The organism is Iodobacter sp. (assembly GCF_025352645.1).
In the GTDB taxonomy this organism is placed as follows: domain Bacteria; phylum Pseudomonadota; class Gammaproteobacteria; order Burkholderiales; family Chitinibacteraceae; genus Iodobacter.
In genome coordinates, this window is the sequence record NZ_JANXSO010000081.1 from 19,693 (window position 1) to 36,928 (window position 17,236).

Here is a 17,236-nt window from a genome sequence, read left to right on the forward strand (position 1 = left end):
TTTTGAGCGGTGGCCTGATGGATAAATGTTCCTGATTATCTCTCTTGCTCAATCTCATTATAAATATCGTAGGGCGGGTGAAACCCGCGTATTTCTTCAGTATGGCTCTCGAGTTTCACCCGCCCTACACATTTAAAAACCAAGTCCAATACTCAAGAAACCCATCTGCGCAGAGTCCATTGAGCAAGAGACATAATCAGGTAAATGTTTAGCTTTGCGTGGGCACAAAAGCGTGCCCAGTTATAGCTCGTGGCGATGAGCTGATGGTTTTGTAGGGTGGGCAAGGCGCTTTATCTTGCCCACGCGGGTTGTTACCAAAAGGCTGGCAGAATGCGCGGGCTAGGGGGCTTCGAAGTAAATAAGGCTGAAGACGTGATGTATTTTTCTTTGCTTAAAGGCAAGCATGTCGCTTTTGCACTCAGCCTATTGCGCTATCTGGCGTAATTTATCAGACAGCCTGTAGTATAGAGCGGCGCCACTTGCATGGGCGGTGGCTTTAGCTTAAGGGAGAATACAATGAATCAGTTGCAAAAATTGCTGCTCGGTATCTGTGTTTTGGGCACTTTGCAGGCAGAAGCCGCTGCACCCATGGTTAAAACTTCGGCACCAGGGTTTTATCGGGTGATGTTGGGGGAGTTTGAAATTACTGCGCTTTCAGATGGCACGGTGGCTTTGCCGGTAAACACCTTGCTCACCAAAATCAGCAAGGGCAAGATCGATAAGGAGCTGGCAAAGTCTTATTTAAGCAGCCCGCTAGAAACATCGGTGAATGCCTATTTAATTAATACTGGCGAAAAACTGGTGCTGGTGGATACGGGGGCGGCAGGTTTATTTGGCCCGACCTTAGGGCATTTTATGGAAAACTTAAAAGCCGCAGGTTATCAGCCAGAGCAGATCGATGAAATTTATATCACCCATTTGCACGGCGATCATATGGGTGGGTTGATGGTGGGCGAGCAGCTGGCTTTTCCTAATGCTGTATTGCGTGTGGATCAGCGTGATATTGATTTTTGGCTAAGCCAAGCCAATATGGACGCGGCCCCTGAAGCGATGAAAGGTTTTTTTAAAGGTGCGGTGGTGTCAATTGGCCCTTGGGTTAAGGCGGGTAAGCTAAAGACATTTGATGGCAATACGGATTTAATCCCTGGTGTTAAGTCGGTCTCCACCTATGGGCATACTCCAGGGCATAGCATTTATATGGTAGAAAGCCGTGGGCAAAAGCTGGCGCTTTGGGGCGATTTAATGCACGTTGCCGCGGTGCAATTTGCGATGCCTGAGGTGACGATTCGGTATGATACGGATAGCAAGTCCGCCGCTAAGCAGCGCCAGCAAGCCTACGCCGATGCAGCAAAACAAGGCTATTTGATTGGCTCCGCTCATTTATCCTTCCCAGGGCTTGGGTATTTACGTAAGGTAGGCAAGGGCTATAGCTGGCTGCCAGTGAATTACTCGCCCATGTACGGTAAGTAAGCGATGTGAGTAAGAATAAGCCCGCCATCTTTTTGCCTTAGCATAAAAGCAGCGGGTTTTTGCCCAGTCAGTTGGCCGCAACACATGGTGATTTTTGTATCTAAGCTCTCTTTTTCGGACTTATCTGTAAATGAAATATCTGGTCATTGGTCACCCTATTGCGCATAGCAAATCCCCACAAATTCATCAGGCTTTTGCTGCTCAATTTAATTTGCTCGATTTTAGCTATGAGCGCTGTTTGGCTCCTTTAGATGGCTTTGCTGGGCTGGTGGCGCAGTTTGCAGAGGCAGGTGGTGCTGGGGCGAATATCACCGTACCGTTTAAGGAAGAAGCCTTTCGGCTGTGTACAAAGCTCACCGAGCGTGCCGCTGCTGCAGGCGCGGTGAATACCATCAAGTGTGTGGATGGCGTGCTGCTTGGCGACAATACCGATGGCGCGGGCTTGGTGGCAGATCTATTGCGGCATACCGGCTTAGCAGGCAAACGCGTTTTGCTATTGGGGGCTGGGGGGGCGGCGTGTGGTGTGCTGCTGCCTTTATTGGAGCAAATGCCGCAAAGCTTAACCATTGCCAATCGCTCTGTGGCGCGGGCGATGAGCCTTGCTGAAAAGTTTAGCGGCAATATAAAAATAATCGCGCAGGCTTTTGACACTTTAGAGGGCGAATTTGATGTGATTATCAATGCCACTTCGGCAAGCTTATCTGGTGAGGCGCTGCCCTTAGCTGGCAGCATCTTTGCTAAGGATTGTGTGGCTTACGACATGATGTATGGCAAAGGTGAAACGCCGTTTATGGAGCAGGCCCGCTTAGCTGGAGCCTCACAATGTATCGATGGTTTAGGCATGCTACTGGGGCAGGCGGCTGAGGCATTTTATGTATGGACCGGTTTACGTGCGGATATCGTGCCCGTATTGGCGGCAATGCGGGCGGCTTTGTAATGGCAAAGCGATCAGTCGCTGGCTGGCTAGGCCGTGTGATATTGGGCGTGCTGGCGCTATTTTTGCTCTGGAATCTGTGGATTGTTGGTCATGTGTTGATGTGGAAATGGGTTAATCCATCGGCTACTTCTTTTATGAGCGAGCAGTTGGGGCAATTGCAGCAAAATAACCCAGATGCAGAGTTGCGGCATACATGGGTGCCCTATGCGCAGATCTCCCCAAATCTTAAACGTGCCTTAGTAGCGAGTGAAGACGCCAAGTTTTTAGATCATGAAGGTTTTGATTGGGAAGGAATTCAGGTGGCCTGGGAGAAAAACCTAAAGAAAGGCCGTATTGTGGCGGGAGGCTCGACCATTAGCCAGCAGCTGGCAAAAAACCTATTTTTATCGAGTGCCCGCAATCCGCTACGCAAAGTAGAGGAAGCCATTATCACCGTGATGCTAGAGGCCATTTTAGATAAGCGGCGTATTTTTGAAATCTATTTAAATGTGATTGAGTGGGGCAATGGCGTTTTTGGCGCGGAGGCAGCGGCGCGTTATTACTATAAAACCAGTGCCGCCCATTTAGGTGCAAGTCAGAGTGCTAAATTGGCCTCGATGGTAACCAATCCGCGTTATTTCGATAAAAATCGTAATGATCGTAAGCTTCTACGTAAAAGTAGCATCGTTTTACGCCGCATGCCCTATGCAGATGTTCCCTAGGCTTTATTACCCTTAGCTTGCAGCTGAAAATCAAGAAGCGTTAGCGGCTAATGATTACTAGCTTATCTCATTGTTTTATAAAATTTATATTTGATAATTTACTTTGAGCTGTGGGTTTTGAGGCTGGCTTAAATAAAAAATATCCGTTGTTTTACTTACATTTATTTTAGATGTTATTATTTTGCAGTGTGTTTAGCTGACGTTTATATGTTATTAGTAGTCAGTTTAAGGTCAAATGGCTTGAGTAAGTGAGTTAAACAGAATACTCTGCATCAATCCTCCCTAATGACCTATCTCTATGGCACAACATGCTGAAATTAATAGCTTAATTGCTGAATGTGATCGCCTTGTTTATCTTGATCCCAGCCTAAGCCTGCAATACGCAGAAGAGGCTTATGCCTTGTTGGCAGGCTGTGACACCCCACTTCTTGTGCGAGTCACGCTTGCATACTCACGCTCTCTCGTTGCGTTTGGCCGATTAGAAGAATCTCTTGCTTGCTTGCTTAAAGCGCTCACGCAGGCCGAGGTGGAGAATCAACGATCCGTGCAAGAGGGCTTACTACAAGAGCTGGCCCTAAGCTATTACAGCATGGGCCAATATGAAGAGGCGGCGGAGTATTGGGCGGATTGCATTAATAGTACTGAGTTTTCTGCCGCAACAAAACTCAATGGGCATATTGGAATTGGCATGATTTATTTTGCCTATGGTCAGATTGATCAAGCTTTAGCCCAGCATAAAATGGCAATTTCCTTATTAAATAATCAAATGCCCGCAATCAGCCATGCTCGGGCTTGGATAAATTTGGCGGCGAGTTATTTTAAATTAAAGCAATGGCATGAAAGCCAGCATGCTTTAGTGATGGCCTATCCTTTTGCCCAAGGTGCTAATCATCAAGAATTTGTTGCTGAGATTTATCTATATATGGCGCAGATTGCCTTAGAAACAAATAACTTGGATGCAGCAAGGCATAAGCTGGCACAGGCTAAGCGCTGCTGTAAGGTTTGGGCATGGGGAGAAATACAGCAGCAGCTATTGCATGGGCGTATTTTTTTAGCCACAAGCCGTTTGGATGACGCAATTTATTATTTTAAACAAGCGCTGAAAAACGCCAATGAGATGGGGGCTAGTAAGCATATATTAAAGGCTTATCATTTGCTTTCGATGGCTTACCAGCGTGCGGGAGATAAGGAAAACGCAGAGAATGCCTATGGTTGCTATCAAGCTGCCTGCGTGCGAGGTGACATCTCTAGTCAAACAGAATGCTTACAAAAAATAAATAAATTACTGACATTTAAAAAGGATTGTTTGGAAATGCTGCACTGTGCATAGATTGTCATACCTACAAGTGTTAAGATGGGCATTGTAAACTAAATGTCAATTTGGTGTCATAATGCTTGCGTCCCCTGTTGATCAGCTCCTTCAGCGAGCTAAGCAATTAATTTCTTCCCGCAGCGTTGATTCTCTGGGGTTTGCGACGCAAGCGTGTGACTTGGCGGTAGAGCTTGGTTGTCGTCTAAGTGAGGCCGCAGCCCTAACCGTTTATTCCAGCGTATTGCAGCTTTTTGGCCGACATCGTGAAGCAATCAAGATCTTAGATAAGGTTTTAGATATTGCAGAAACCGATGAGCTGGGCGTTTGGCGCGGGGAAGCCTTACAATTAATGGGAAGGCATACTTACACGTTGGGTGAGTATGAAAGCGCTGCGAAATATTGGTGCCGCTGCTTAGAGCTCTCTACGCAAGCCATAGAAACCACCCAGCGTTTATGCGCCCATATTGGCTTGGGGCAGCTTTATTATGCTCATGAGCAATTTGAAGTCGCGCTTATTCATCATAAAATGGCGCAGGATTTAGCCAAAAAAGAGCATGATGCTAATTATCAAAGTATCTGTCTCATTAATATCGCAGTTGATCTTTACCGTTTAAATCGCCTAGATGATGCAATGTCAATTGCAAGACAAGCGCTGCCTTTGGTACGCGCCGAGGGTAATTATGAGCTAGAGGCCGAAGTTTATAGTGTGTTTGGCTTAATTCGATTAGAGCGTGGCGATATAGAGCGCGCTAGAATGAATTTTCTGGTAGCTTTAAAAATTAATCGCCTACATATTAATACTTGGAATGAAGCGGCTAATTTACTGGCTTTAGGGCGCTGCTCTTTAGCAGGGGGTGAATATGAAGCCGCGCTGGATGAATTACACCGCGCATTTACGGTAGCGGATGTCATGGAATCACAAAAATTATTAGCTGATATCCACGAAATATTTTCGCTCGTTTATCAAAAAATGAATTTTCCAGATTTACAAGAGCAGCATGAATTGGCACATAAAAAATTACGCGTGGTACTTTTAGAGCAATCCGCATCTGCACAGCTGCGCTCTATGGAGCTTGCATTATTAGTGCCTGGCTAAGCATGAGTATTCAATAAGAAAGATAGCCGTGGTTTTATTTAATACGATTTACCTTGATCTAATGGATTAGTATGTCCTAATTTGATGGTAGATTAATGTTAAGAGTAAAAGCGCTAGCATGCCTATTCATAATGCCATTGACGAAATAAATATCCGCGCCCGCCAGATGAGCTTGGTGAGCAAACAGGATGCGCTTCAGTTGGCAGAAACTGCGTGCCAGCTTGCCACTCAGGCCAAATATAATTTGGGCTATGCCCAAGGATTGCTTAATCACGCTTTAGCCTTGGCACAAAGCCCCTCGTTTGATGAAAGCATGGCTTTAATGCGGCATAGCTTATTGCTGGGTGAAGAGCATTCTTTCCGTGAGCATGTAGTGGATTGCTTGCAAGAAATTGCCGGTGCTTATTATGCACAATGCCAATATGATTTATCCTTACAGTATTGGTCTTATTGCTTGGATGTCTCCTTAAATATCGCTAATAATGAAGCATATATTCAAGCTCATATTGGCATAGGTCAAATTTACTTTTCCCATGATGATTTTCCAAGCGCATTAGAGCACTATCAGCAAGCGGCTGACTATTTACCGAAAATTAATAATGATAAATTAACGGCCTCTTTATTGATTAATCTAGGCGGTGTGTATTTGCCGCTTATGCAATATGATAAAGCTTTATTATCTTTAAAAAATGGCTTGCGGCATGCTAAAACAGTGGATCATCTTGAGTATGTTTCAGAGTCTTTATGTTTGATTGGTCAGGTTGAATGGGCATTGGGGAAAAAAAATTCAGCATATAGTAATTTGCAAATGGCACTTAAGCTTAATCAAAAGTTAAATCATCAATGGGGTATTGCAGTTAATTTATTAGCTTTAGGGCGGATGAGCTTAGAGAAGGGGGATGATAAATTAGCTTTGAAATATTTATCCTTTGGTTTATCTAACGCTACGCAAAGAAATGCCGTCAATTTGGTATTGCAATTTGAGCAATTGTTGGCGGAATTAGCGGAGCGGCGTGGCGATTACAAAGTGGCATTTATGCATTTAAAACGCTTTAGCTTGGGGCTACAAACGTTTAAAAATCAGCTTTCCCCTCATAAATTGCATGCAATGAAAATGCAATTAGAAATGGAAAACGCGCGCTTAGAAAACGACGATTTACGCCGCCAGCGGGCAAGTCAGCATCGGGAAATCCAGCGGGTAGAGCGGCTGGCCAGTTACGATGGCTTAACGGGCATTTTAAACCGCCGTGGTTTAGAAGAGCAGGGTTGTGAGCTGTTTTTGCGCCAGTCACAAAGCCAGAAGTCATTGTCTGTTTTAATGATTGATGTAGATCACTTTAAGCGGGTAAATGATCGTTGCGGGCATCCAGTGGGGGATAAAGTATTGCGGCAGATTGCGGCTTTACTTAAATCTGGCTGTCGGCAAGATGACTTGGTAGGGCGCTATGGGGGCGAAGAGTTTGTGGTGCTCTTACCTAACCATGAAGGCGTGGCTGCCATCGAAGTGGGGGAGCGGCTGCGTAGCTTGGTGGATGCTTGGATTTGGTCGAGGATACATCCAGAGCTAAATATCACCATTAGCGTGGGCATTGCCAGTATTGTGGATGATGCTTCATTAGAAGCTTTGCTTAATCGCTCTGATCAATGCCTTTACCAAGCCAAGCAACAGGGGCGCAATCGGGTGGTGGTTTAAGCTCTGCTCTGGCTATTTTGGGGCTAGCTTTGAGCCGTTTATCTACGTTGTATTTTTCCTTAATATTCTTAAATCTAGATCTTATATAGGCAATGGCGCTAGAAATAGTTCGTTTTGTTGCATTACGGCTATTTTTTTACATTGGTGTATATCGCGGCTAAGCCATTAAAAACGGGTGTTTAAGGGGGGCTAGCGTATGTCCCCAAAAAAAATGGGGCTATAACAATGGGGGTTTTCCGATAAAATCAATCCTCCCATGATCCCGCAAGCCCTAAGAGTCCCGCCATGGCCGAGCCTATTAATACTCCCATCCCTCCTCAGCAGCATGCTGCGCATGATCGTCTGCGCGAAATTCCTTACAACTACACCTCGTTTTCCGATCGTGAGATTGTGATTCGCTTGCTGGGGGATGATGCCTGGCAGGTGCTCGATGATTTGCGTCAACAGCGTAAAACCGGCCGCTCCGCGCGGATGCTGTTTGAAGTATTGGGGGATATTTGGGTTGTAAAGCGTAACCCTTATTTGCAAGACGATTTACTCGATAACCCCAAGCGCTTAAATATGTTGGCCGAGGCCATGCACCACCGTGTGCATGAGATCGAAAAACGCCGTCAGGAAAACGCACAGGTTGGCTTGTTGATAGACCGTACTCGCGAGGCGGTAGAGTGCTTTGAGCGCGAGTTTATTGATGTGGCCCTGCTGCGCCGTAAAGTGCTTAAAAAAATGGGCCGCATTACCCGTAATGACAATATCTGCTTTGATGGCTTGGCGCGGGTTAGCCATGTAACCGATGCCACTGACTGGCGCGTGGAATACCCTTTTGTGGTGCTGGCCCCCGATACCGAAGAAGAAATGGCTCCCTTGGTGGCGGCCTGTATTGAGCTTGGCCTGACGATTATCCCACGTGGCGGTGGCACGGGTTACACCGGTGGTGCTGTGCCGCTGACGGCGCTTTCTGCTGTGATTAACACAGAAAAACTCGACCAGCATAATGGGGTTGAATACCGTGAATTGCCGGGTGTTTCTGGCAAAGTGGCCACTATTCAGTGCGGCGCAGGGGTGGTGACACGCCGCGTCATGGAAACCGCTGAGGCGGCTGGGCTAGCATTTGCAGTTGATCCAACCTCGGCCGATGCATCCTGTATTGGCGGCAATGTGGCGATGAATGCCGGGGGTAAAAAAGCCGTGCTGTGGGGCACGGCGCTGGATAATCTGGTGAGCTGGAAGATGGTTGATCCAGACGGCAACTGGATGTTTATCGAGCGCATGGATCACAATATGGGCAAGATCCATGATGCCAAGCAAGCCACTTTTCGCATCCGCAAGTTTAAGCCAGATGGCAAAACGCTGATCAGCGATGAAAACTTAGTAATCCCTGGCAATAAGTTCCGTAAAGAGGGGCTAGGCAAGGATGTAACGGATAAATTCCTCTCTGGCCTGCCCGGTATTCAGAAAGAAGGCACCGATGGGCTGATTACCAGCGCTCGTTTTGTGCTGCACCGTATGCCAGCGCATGTGCGCACCGTTTGCCTGGAGTTTTTTGGTGAAGTCAGCCGCGCTGTGCCATCGATTGTAGAAATCAAAGATTATCTAGACGCGCATCCAAGCGTGCAGCTGGCAGGGCTGGAGCATTTAGACTGGCGCTATGTGCGTGCCGTGGGCTATGCCACCAAGGCCAAGGGCCATGGTCGGCCTAAAATGGTACTGGTAGCCGATTTAGTCTCAGACGATGAAAACGCCGTGGGTGAGGCTGCCAGCCATGTGGTGAAGTTGGCGAATGTGCGCGGTGGTGAAGGCTTTGTGGCGGTAACGCCCGAGGCAAGAAAGAAATTCTGGCTGGATCGCGCCCGCACGGCGGCGATTGCGCGCCATACCAATGCCTTTAAAGTGAATGAAGACGTGGTGATCCCATTGCCACGGCTGGGCGAGTATTCCGACGCGATTGAGCGGATTAATATTGAGCTGTCTTTAAACAGTAAGCTGGATCTGCTGGATAAGCTGCAAGACTTCTTTGCCCACGGCCGCCTGCCGGTGGATGGGGGGGATGCACCGGTGAGTGCTGAAGAGTTTATTGGTGATCGGCGTGAAAGCGCACTGGCGCTGATTGAGAAATCACGCTTGCACTGGCAGTGGATTTTTGATCACCTAGATGATTCCTTCGAGCTATACCGCGCCACATTCCCGACTATGCCTTTAGAAAAAGAACTGATTGGTGATGATATCCCACAAAGCGTGTTCCTTGCGCTGCGTGATTTTGTGCTGCGGGTGAGCTGGAAGCGCGAGTTGCTGGGCGAGCTGGAAACGCTGTTCTCTGGCCGCACGGATAAATCGATTATGGAGCTGGTGTTTGCCATTCAGCAAAAAGTGCTGAAAGGCCGCACTTGGGTTGCGCTGCATATGCACGCTGGCGACGGCAATGTGCACACCAATATCCCCGTGAATTCTGACGACTATGAAATGCTGCAACGCGCGCATAAAGCCGTGGCGCGGATTATGGGCGTGGCCAGAAACCTGAATGGGGTGATCTCGGGCGAGCACGGCATCGGCATTACCAAGTACGAATTTTTAAGTCGCGAAGAGCTGCTGCCCTTTGAGGCCTATAAAAAGCGGGTAGACCCGAACGGCCACTTTAATAAGGGCAAGCTGATGCTGGGGGCGGATTTATCCAACGCCTATACGCCATCATTTAGCCTGTTGGGCGCTGAATCACTGATCTTAGAAGCCTCCGACATCGGCGAGATCAGCAATAGTGTAAAAGACTGTCTGCGTTGCGGTAAATGTAAGCCAGTGTGCAGTACACACGTGCCACGGGCTAATTTGCTCTACAGCCCACGCAATAAGATTCTGGCAACGGGCTTACTCACTGAAGCGTTTTTATACGAAGAGCAAACGCGCCGTGGCGTGTCGCTCAAGCATTTTGATGAGCTAGGAGACGTGGCCGATCATTGCACGGTCTGCCATCGCTGCTTAAATCCTTGCCCGGTTAATATCGACTTTGGCGATGTTTCGGTGGCTATGCGTAATTTCTTGCGCAAAGAAGGCAAAAAGAAATTTAACCCGATTACCGCACTGGGTATGGGTTTCTTAACCATCAAAGACCCCGCCACCATCAAGCTGATCCGCAAGGTAACCATTGAGTGGGGCTATAAAGGCCAGCGGCTGGCGCACGTTATTGCCAAACGGATGGGCCTGCTCAAGCCTGCCTTGAAAGCGCCGCCTGCCACGCTGGGCAAGGCTTCGATTAAAACGCAGGTGATTCATTTTATTAATAAGCCTATGCCAGGTGGCCTGCCTAAAAAAACCGCCCGCGCCCTCTTGGATGTGGAAGATGCAACAACGGTGCCGGTGATTCGTGATCCGCAAAGGATGAATGAAGAACAGGAATCGGTGTTTTACTTCCCAGGCTGCGGCTCAGAGCGCTTATTTAGCCAAGTGGGCCTCGCCACCCAAGCCATGCTTTGGCATGTAGGCACCACCACCGTGCTACCGCCAGGCTATCTGTGCTGTGGCTACCCGCAAACATCGGGGGGAGAGAAAGACAAGGGCGACAAGATCACCATGGATAACCGCGTGTTATTCCACCGCCTTGCCACCACGCTGAATTATCTTGATATCAAAACGGTGATTGTGTCTTGCGGCACCTGTATGGATCAGCTGCAAAGGTATCAGTTTGAGCTGATCTTCCCCGGCTGCCGTCTCTTGGATATTCACGAATATCTGCTGGAAAAAGGCGTGAAATTACAAGGCGTAAGCGGTGAGCGTTATATGTACCACGAGCCATGCCACACCCCGATGAAGACGTACAAAGGTATCGATGTGGCGAACCAGCTGATGGGCGAAAAAGTGGAGCTGAATGATCGCTGCTGCGGCGAATCAGGCACTTTTGGCGTATCTAAACCGCAAATCGCCACCCAAGTGCGCTTCAGAAAAGAAGAGGAAATGAAAAAAGGTGCAGACAAATTACGCGCCGAATCTGGCGTGCTGGTGGATAAAGCCGGCAAACCTGCGCCCGTAAAAATCCTCACCTCCTGCCCATCCTGCCTGCAAGGCTTAAGCCGCTACAACGACGACGCAGGCACCACCGCCGATTACATCGTGGTAGAAATTGCTAAAACGATACTCGGTGAAAACTGGATGCCAGAATACGTGGCAAAAGCCAGAAATGGCGGGATTGAACGGGTGTTGTTGTAATGTTTATGCCGATTGAAATGGTGGGTACAGGTGCCCACCCTACTGGCGTTGAAATGCAAGGTTGGAGTCTTGTGGGGTGGGCACCTGTGCCCACGCGCTTTAGCGGATATGCCACGGAGGAGTTATGTCTCGTTATCGGCGTGCATCAGCAATGGGAGGCAGCTACTTTTTTACGGTAGTTACCTATCAGCGCCGCGCTATTTTATGCGATGATTTTATTCGCAATGCATTGCACGCTGCGATTGAAGATGTGTGGGTTTTTCGCCCATTTATCATTGATGCATGGGTTTTATTGCCAGATCATTTACATTGTATTTGGACATTACCTAAGGGCGACAGTGATTTTTCTACCCGCTGGATGATGATTAAACGCGATGTATCTGTGGCATGCCGTGATCAATATCATCGGGCAGATTTAATCAATGATTCTAAGAAAAAACACCGCGAATCAAGCATCTGGCAACGTCGTTTTTGGGAGCACCAAATTCGTGATGAAGAAGATTTTGCTCAGCATTTCGATTACATTCATTTCAATCCGGTCAAGCATGGGCTTAGTAGCTACGGCCTCAGAATGGCCGTTTTCGACCTTCCATCGCTATGTAGAAAGTAGTGTTTATTTGCCAGATTGGAATATTTAGCTTCGAGAGCGAGTAGGGGGGCACGCTTTTGTGCCCACGCCGTGTGTGTATGGATCCGCCAATTTGAACGCGTGGGCACAGGTGCCCACCCTACGTTGTGGCCTGCGCCGCTGGTCATCGCTCACGTGCTACGTGACAAGCGGCATCGCGCCGATTGACAACAATCCAGTTGAGAACTGCATTCGACCAATTGCGCTTGGCAAAAAGAACTGACTCTTTACCAGCAGCGAGCGTGCCGGTCAACGCGCCGCCGCGATTCACACACTGCTGGGCACCGCCAAATTGAACGGCCTAGACCCGCAGGCGTGGCTGGCCGATACCTTATACAAACTCCCCACTTGGCCGAGCAGCCGAATCGACGACCTGCTACCGCTGCGCATGCTAGCAGAAAAATAAAGTTTAAAGCTGCGGGGCGGCTGAGGCCTTGCGGGCTAAAATAAGTGCCACCCCGCTTGATGGATGGTTAGCCCTGTGGGGACTTCTCACGCTTTGGCAATCTCGGATCCATATGATCCCAATGCTGAGCACTGGACACGTAGAAATCCAGTCGGGGATTAAACATCGACGCATCATCGAGCGTGCCAGCCTTAATACCGAGCACACCAGGCATCATCTCCAGCTTGGTAAAGAGCTGTGATCCGCAGCTTGGGCAGAAGCCTCGCTCAATAAAACAACCGGAATCGCCTGTTGACCGAAAGTACTTTGGTGCGCCACTGATGGAAACACTGGCCTCAGAAAAAAACATTGCAGGCGTGAACGAGCCCCCCGAACTTCTCTGACAGTCCTTACAGTGGCAATTGCCTGAGAAAGCAGGCTCTGAATCGCTTTCATACCGTACTTCGCCACAAAGGCAAGCGCCCGCATATTTTGATTTCATATTGAGTGCTTCTTGATGGTTGAGTAATTTAATATTTTGGTCAATGAAATAATTCCTAGGGGGTCACCATATTGATTTTTAATTAATCAGTGGCAATAGGTAGGGGGATTACCATCCAAGAAATTATATCGAGGTATTGCCCGCCAAGCCTTGTATATAAATTAGGGAACCTCGAAAAACCCATCTGATCTCATAATACTGCGTTGCGCATTAAAAAAATCTCCTTACATATCAAGCATATGCAGCGTCGATTTTTTTAATACGCGCCTTGTCTTATTTAGAAATATAGGTTTTTCGAGGCCCCCATTAATACAATCAAATACCTCGATAGGTATGACGGGTTAGCCGAAGGCTCGCTCCGAAACAACTTCCCTTGGGGAATAAGCCCGCTCCCACAAGTTCATATCAGCTATGCGGGATTTTTAGCCAACTTTTCTAGCTTTCATTCTTACATTCATACCGCAGAACCTTTTGACATGAATTTTTCTCATGCTATTGCTGAGAAATGATCATTTTCGTTCATGTGCTCATTCAGGTATAAATTAGACTGCACTCTTAACAATAGACGATATTGTAGTTGATTCTGATTTGTATCATTAGGCAAAAATCAGAAAAAACTGGGAATACGATCGTCTGGGATGATCCGAAAAAAATTGGAAAGTCCAAAAAGAGCATGAAATAAATTCAGGTTTTATCTCAGAAATTAGGATACCAGATCATAATGAGTAAAGAGTTTACATTTACAATTAAGAGTATTAGTTTCGATGAGAACTATCAGCCCTCAGACAATACGCGTATCACAACTAATTTTGCGAACTTGGCTAGAGGCGAGAGTCGCCAGGAGAATCTGCGCAATACCTTAATGATGATTAACAATCGTTTTAACGAGTTGGCAGATTGGGATAACCCTGGAGCCGATCGTTATTCTGTTGAGCTTGAAATCATTTCTGTTGAATTAAACATCGATTCTGAAATCAGCAGCAAGGGTTTACCTTTAATTGAAATATTGAAAACGAATATTGTTGATCTAAAGACTAAAGAACGTATTGCGGGCATTGTAGGGAATAATTTTTCCTCTTATGTTCGAGATTATGATTTTAGCGTATTACTATTGGAACATAATAAGAATCAAGCCAAGTTCAGCACCCCAGAAAACTATGGCGTGCTACACGGAAAACTATTTAAAAGTTTCGTTAGCTCTAGTACTTACAAAGAAAATTTCAACAAACAACCGGTTATCTGTTTAAGTGTTTCAAGCAGCAGAACCTATCAAAGGACTGAAAATCAGCACCCTGTATTAGGTGTTGAATACCTGCAAGATGAATATTCCCTGACGGATGAGTATTTCAAGAAAATGGGCTTGCAGGTTCGGTATTTTATGCCTGCAAATACTGTGGCACCTTTAGCATTTTATTTTTCGGGTGATTTGCTAGCTGATTACACGGATCTGGAGCTTATTGGCACCATCAGTACGATGGGGGCATTCCAAAAGATTTATCGACCTGAAATTTATAATGCAAATTCTACAGCAGGAAAATTTTATCAACCTAGTTTGAAGCATCAGGATTATTCATTAACTCGAATTGTTTATGATCGAGAAGAACGTAGCCGACTAGCGATTGAGCAAGGAAAGTTTGTTGAAGAGCAGTTCATCAAGCCATATAAAAATATTCTTGAAGAATGGGCTGCTGATTGCGTTCTTTAATTAAAATACTGGATTATTTGCCATGAAAATACTATTACCGACTTCAACTGCTGGCAGTTTACCGAAACCCTCTTGGCTGGCCGAGCCAGAGAAACTTTGGTCACCTTGGAAATTGCAAGATCAGGAATTAATTGACGGCAAACAAGATGCTTTACGTTTGTCACTGCAAGAACAATTACACGCTGGTATTGATATTGTTAGTGATGGTGAGCAAACGCGCCAACATTTTGTCACTACATTTATTGAGCATCTCAGTGGTGTTGATTTTGAGAAGCGTGAGACCGTTAGAATTCGTAATCGCTATGATGCAAGCGTACCCACCGTGGTTGGTGCTGTGGCGCGACTAAAACCAGTTTTTGTTGAAGATGCCAAGTTTCTTCGTCAGCAAACCAATCAGCCGATTAAATGGGCTTTGCCTGGCCCGATGACGATGATCGATACGCTTTATGATCGCCACTATAAAAGCCGTGAAAAATTGGCTTGGGAATTCGCTAAAATTCTTAATCAAGAAGCCCGTGAATTAGAGGCCGCTGGGGTGGATATTATTCAATTTGATGAACCTGCATTTAATGTATTTTTTGATGAGGTAAATGATTGGGGTATTGCTACTTTAGAAAGAGCAATTGAAGGGCTTCAATGTGAAACTGCTGTACATATTTGCTATGGCTACGGCATTCAAGCCAATACCGATTGGAAAAAGACTTTGGGTTCAGAGTGGCGCCAATATGAAGCCGCTTTCCCAAAACTGCAAAAATCTAATATTGATATCATCTCACTAGAATGTCAAAACTCGCATGTTCCAATGGATCTCATTGAACTCATTCGAGGGAAAAAAGTGATGGTCGGTGCGATTGATGTGGCAAGCCATACCATTGAAACGCCCGAAGAAGTCGCCGACACTCTAAGAAAAGCACTTCAGTTTGTTGATGCGGATAAGCTCTATCCTTGCACCAACTGCGGTATGGCGCCTTTACCGCGTGAAGTCGCAAGAGGCAAGCTCAATGCTTTAACTGCTGGCGCGCAAATCGTCCGCAAAGAGCTCTCGGCCTAAAGCATGATGCAGGGTTAGCTTTTACGCTTGGATATTTCTCATCAAGCCGGTAACCCTCATTTCAAGCAAAAATAAATATCAATTCTTATCAAAACTTATTCAGATGATCTGCCTACGCGCCTCAATAGCATGTGCTACCGCTAAATCTAAAGAAGTACGATTCAATTTAGGAACAATATAATGGTTGAAGCAACGGACTTCAGAAGTGCAATGTCGTTGTTAAGCGGTGCGGTTAATGTCGTTACCACGACAGGGGCGTCTGGTCGTCATGGATTCACTGCATCTGCGGTTTGTAGTGTCACGGATACACCACCAACATTATTGGTCTGTATGAATAGAGCGGCAAGGTCACATACTCATTTTATAGAAAATAAAATTTTAACCGTGAATGTTTTAGGTGCACATCATCAGCATATTTCCAGCGTATTTTCATCCAAATTGAGTTCAGCAGAGCGCTTTGAATATGGAAATTGGACTGAATTAAAAACGGGAGCGCCTGTTTTAGATGATGCTTTGGTGAGTTTTGATTGTCAGATTGAGCAAACTCAAGAAGTCGGTACACATACTATTTTTATTTGCCAGATTGTCGCTATTCAACAAAGTCAACATGATCAGGGATTGGTTTATTTTAATCGTGCTTATCATCATGTGGGTCAGGCCGAAATCGCTTAAACCCAATTTTTACTTAACAGGTAATGATCAGGAATGGTCGAGCCAGCTTCGGCCTGTTTTAAAATCGCCATAATCTGGCATCATCAATTGCCTACGGCTTTCATGTAAAAGCTACTTAAAGACTGCGATAAAATTCTACTTAAAAATGAGCTGATTTTGTGTGGGGATTACCTAAAGACCTATATAAGACCCATAAAAAAACCCGCAAAAGCAAAGCTTTCTGCGGGTTTTTCTTATCTAAGCCTGCACAAAACAGGCATTAGATATTACAAGCTGTAGTACATATCAAACTCAACTGGGTGAGTGCTCATGCGGATGCGGTTTACTTCTTGCATCTTCAATTCGATATAGCTGTCGATCCAGTCATTGCTAAATACGCCGCCACGAGTTAGGAACTCACGGTCTTTATCTAGCGCATCCAGTGCTTCATCCAAAGATGAGCAAACTGTTGGGATCAACTTGTCTTCTTCTGGTGGCAAGTCGTACAGGTTTTTGTCTGCAGGATCGCCTGGGTGAATCTTGTTTTGCACGCCATCCAAGCCAGCCATCAACAGCGCAGAGAAGCACAGGTATGGGTTAGCCAATGGATCTGGGAAACGCGCTTCAATACGACGGCCTTTATCTGACGATACGTGTGGAATACGGATCGAAGCAGAGCGGTTACGTGCTGAATACGCCAATTTAACCGGCGCTTCATAATGCGGAACCAAGCGCTTGTAGCTGTTGGTGCCCGGATTAGTAATCGCGTTCAAAGCTTTAGCGTGCTTGATGATACCGCCGATGTAGAACAGGGCGAATTCGCTCAAACCTGCGTAGGCATTACCTGCAAACAAGTTTTTGCCGTCTTTCCAAACCGACTGGTGAACGTGCATACCGCTGCCGTTATCGCCAAC

11 protein-coding genes and 3 pseudogenes are annotated in these 17,236 nt (G+C 46.5%); 12 read left to right on the plus strand and 2 right to left on the minus strand.

Features of this window, described 5'->3' with window-relative positions; translation table 11 throughout:
- Positions 1–516 precede the first annotated feature (516 nt).
- From Q0R17_RS09725 to Q0R17_RS09765, 9 genes and pseudogenes are all read left to right on the plus strand, one after another.
- Positions 517–1,470: an MBL fold metallo-hydrolase gene (locus Q0R17_RS09725; RefSeq protein ID WP_293934524.1), complete on the plus strand. Its 954-nt coding sequence runs from the start codon at positions 517–519 to the stop codon at positions 1,468–1,470.
- A 130-nt stretch (positions 1,471–1,600) separates the two neighbouring features.
- Entirely contained in the window at positions 1,601–2,407 is an 807-nt protein-coding gene (aroE, locus tag Q0R17_RS09730; RefSeq protein WP_293934526.1) for a shikimate dehydrogenase, read from the plus strand.
- The gene (mtgA, locus tag Q0R17_RS09735; RefSeq protein ID WP_293934529.1) at positions 2,407–3,108 is read left to right on the plus strand and encodes a monofunctional biosynthetic peptidoglycan transglycosylase; all 702 of its coding nucleotides are present in this window, start codon (positions 2,407–2,409) and stop codon (positions 3,106–3,108) included. Before aroE ends, mtgA begins: the two co-directional genes overlap by 1 nt.
- A gap of 298 nt (positions 3,109–3,406) precedes the next feature.
- Complete coding sequence (locus Q0R17_RS09740; protein WP_293934532.1) at positions 3,407–4,438, plus strand: lipopolysaccharide assembly protein LapB; 1,032 nt, start codon at positions 3,407–3,409, stop codon at positions 4,436–4,438.
- Positions 4,439–4,499: 61 nt separating this feature from the next.
- Positions 4,500–5,516 (plus strand): lipopolysaccharide assembly protein LapB, encoded by a 1,017-nt coding sequence (locus Q0R17_RS09745; protein ID WP_293934535.1) that lies wholly within the window; start codon positions 4,500–4,502, stop codon positions 5,514–5,516.
- 118 nt (positions 5,517–5,634) lie between these two features.
- Positions 5,635–7,209 carry a diguanylate cyclase gene (locus Q0R17_RS09750; protein ID WP_293934538.1) on the plus strand — a complete coding sequence of 525 codons (1,575 nt, stop codon included), beginning with the start codon at positions 5,635–5,637 and terminating at the stop codon, positions 7,207–7,209.
- Positions 7,210–7,494: 285 nt separating this feature from the next.
- Complete coding sequence (locus Q0R17_RS09755; protein WP_293934539.1) at positions 7,495–11,400, plus strand: FAD/FMN-binding oxidoreductase; 3,906 nt, start codon at positions 7,495–7,497, stop codon at positions 11,398–11,400.
- A gap of 124 nt (positions 11,401–11,524) precedes the next feature.
- A pseudogene (locus Q0R17_RS09760) lies at positions 11,525–12,038 on the plus strand (transposase).
- Positions 12,039–12,140: 102 nt separating this feature from the next.
- Positions 12,141–12,434, plus strand: a pseudogene (locus Q0R17_RS09765) (transposase domain-containing protein); the annotation flags it as partial.
- A gap of 67 nt (positions 12,435–12,501) precedes the next feature.
- Here Q0R17_RS09765 and Q0R17_RS09770 read toward each other — a convergent pair.
- Entirely contained in the window at positions 12,502–12,915 is a 414-nt protein-coding gene (locus Q0R17_RS09770; protein WP_293934540.1) for a GFA family protein, read from the minus strand.
- A gap of 721 nt (positions 12,916–13,636) precedes the next feature.
- Between Q0R17_RS09770 and Q0R17_RS09775 the strand changes: the two genes are divergently transcribed.
- From Q0R17_RS09775 to Q0R17_RS09785, 3 genes are all read left to right on the plus strand, one after another.
- On the plus strand, positions 13,637–14,620 hold the full coding sequence (locus tag Q0R17_RS09775; protein WP_293934542.1) for a DUF1852 domain-containing protein: 984 nt from the start codon (positions 13,637–13,639) through the stop codon (positions 14,618–14,620).
- A gap of 22 nt (positions 14,621–14,642) precedes the next feature.
- Positions 14,643–15,671 carry a methionine synthase gene (locus tag Q0R17_RS09780; protein ID WP_293934544.1) on the plus strand — a complete coding sequence of 343 codons (1,029 nt, stop codon included), beginning with the start codon at positions 14,643–14,645 and terminating at the stop codon, positions 15,669–15,671.
- Positions 15,672–15,851: 180 nt separating this feature from the next.
- Positions 15,852–16,343 carry a flavin reductase gene (locus Q0R17_RS09785; RefSeq protein ID WP_293934546.1) on the plus strand — a complete coding sequence of 164 codons (492 nt, stop codon included), beginning with the start codon at positions 15,852–15,854 and terminating at the stop codon, positions 16,341–16,343.
- A gap of 266 nt (positions 16,344–16,609) precedes the next feature.
- Here the strand turns inward: Q0R17_RS09785 and glnA are convergent.
- Positions 16,610–17,236: pseudogene (glnA, locus tag Q0R17_RS09790) on the minus strand (glutamine synthetase); the annotation flags it as partial.

Bases quoted from the DNA above. Each gene is read 5' to 3' on its own strand.
- Q0R17_RS09780 (WP_293934544.1), top strand. From the start codon at position 14,643: ATGAAAATACTATTACCGACTTCAACTGCTGGCAGTTTACCGAAACCC.
- mtgA (WP_293934529.1), top strand. From the start codon at position 2,407: ATGGCAAAGCGATCAGTCGCTGGCTGGCTAGGCCGTGTGATATTGGGC.
- Q0R17_RS09770 (WP_293934540.1), bottom strand. From the start codon at position 12,915: ATGAAATCAAAATATGCGGGCGCTTGCCTTTGTGGCGAAGTACGGTAT.
- Q0R17_RS09775 (WP_293934542.1), top strand. From the start codon at position 13,637: ATGAGTAAAGAGTTTACATTTACAATTAAGAGTATTAGTTTCGATGAG.
- Q0R17_RS09725 (WP_293934524.1), top strand. From the start codon at position 517: ATGAATCAGTTGCAAAAATTGCTGCTCGGTATCTGTGTTTTGGGCACT.
- Q0R17_RS09750 (WP_293934538.1), top strand. From the start codon at position 5,635: ATGCCTATTCATAATGCCATTGACGAAATAAATATCCGCGCCCGCCAG.
- Q0R17_RS09740 (WP_293934532.1), top strand. From the start codon at position 3,407: ATGGCACAACATGCTGAAATTAATAGCTTAATTGCTGAATGTGATCGC.
- Q0R17_RS09745 (WP_293934535.1), top strand. From the start codon at position 4,500: ATGCTTGCGTCCCCTGTTGATCAGCTCCTTCAGCGAGCTAAGCAATTA.
- Q0R17_RS09755 (WP_293934539.1), top strand. From the start codon at position 7,495: ATGGCCGAGCCTATTAATACTCCCATCCCTCCTCAGCAGCATGCTGCG.
- Q0R17_RS09785 (WP_293934546.1), top strand. From the start codon at position 15,852: ATGGTTGAAGCAACGGACTTCAGAAGTGCAATGTCGTTGTTAAGCGGT.
- aroE (WP_293934526.1), top strand. From the start codon at position 1,601: ATGAAATATCTGGTCATTGGTCACCCTATTGCGCATAGCAAATCCCCA.